Raw genomic sequence first — 1,241 nt, 5'->3', positions numbered from 1 at the left:
TAGCTCTAATAGTTGACCAGAGATCGTTAGTTCAGGGTTATCAATCCATGCTTCTAGCTTGTCACATACAGCTTGGTAAGCATCGCCACCAGCAGCAGAATCCATCTCTACTGCAATTTGGCGCAACTCAACGAATACTCGCTTCGCCCAATCTTGCAAAGATAAGCGTTCACCTTGGCAACCGATCTGCAGCATCAAACCCTTTTCACGACCAGAGATGATCACTTTGTTCCAGTTGTCACGCCAGCATTCTAGTTCGCAGTTATCCATTGGGTCAGAATCTGACAACGCCGCCCACGTTAGGAAAAGATCTAAGAAACGAACTTGCTCTTCGCTAACACCAACGGCACTGAATGGGTTCACATCTAATGAGCGCACTTCAATGTATTCCACGCCCGCGCGACTCAATGCATCTGAAGGCTTCTCACCACTTTTCGCTACGCGTTTCGGACGAATTGGTGCGTACAATTCATTTTCAATCTGGAGAATGTTGGTATTGAGCTGACGGTACTCACCATCCACTTTTACTCCAATTTTTGCGAATTCTTCAGATGGTCGACGAATCGCATCACCTAAACCTTCAAGATATTGGTCAATACTGTTGAAACCAATTTTCAATACGCTTTGAGCACTGTTGGTATAACCAAGATCACTCAAGCGAAGAGACGTCGCTTTAGGGAGATACAGTGTCCCACCGATGCTTTCAAACGGGAGTTTAGTCTCACGGCCTTGAATGAACGAACCACATAACGCTGGCGATGCACCAAAGAAGTAAGGGATCATCCAACCAAAACGGTAATAGTTACGAATCAAAGCAAAGTAAGCGGCTGATTTGGTGTCTTGGCGAGCTTGCTCATCCTGCTCACCATAAAGCGCATCCCAAAATGACTCAGGGAATGAAAAGTTGAAGTGAACACCAGAAATAATCTGCATCAAGCTACCGTAACGGCGTTTTAGCCCCTCACGGTACAATGTTTTCATTTTCGCCGAGTTCGATGAACCGTACTGAGCAAGCTGAATATCATCTTCACTGCCGACATAACATGGCATAGAAAGCGGCCACATCTTTTCTTCGCCCATTTTGGTTTGAGTGAAATGGTGAATGTCTTTCAGTTGCGCCATCAATTCTGGAATGTCATGAGAAACCGGAGGGATGAACTCCAGCAACGATTCAGAAAAATCGGTGGTGATCCATTTGTTTGTGAACGCTGAACCCAAACCCTCTGAATGAGGTGTTGTTG

At 45.6% G+C, this 1,241-nt stretch carries 1 protein-coding gene; it reads right to left on the bottom strand.

Annotated elements, in window-relative coordinates; genetic code table 11:
• Nucleotides 1–1,241, bottom strand: a 1,241-nt coding sequence (gshA, locus tag R7M72_RS25050; RefSeq protein ID WP_318056452.1) for a glutamate--cysteine ligase, incomplete at both ends; no start/stop codon positions are given.

Origin of the sequence: Vibrio sp. YT-18, from assembly GCF_033337345.1 — a bacterium.
In the GTDB taxonomy this organism is placed as follows: Bacteria; Pseudomonadota; Gammaproteobacteria; order Enterobacterales; family Vibrionaceae; genus Vibrio; species Vibrio alginolyticus.
Note: the sequence above shows the minus strand (reverse complement) of the source record. Positions and strands in the feature narration are given on the sequence as shown.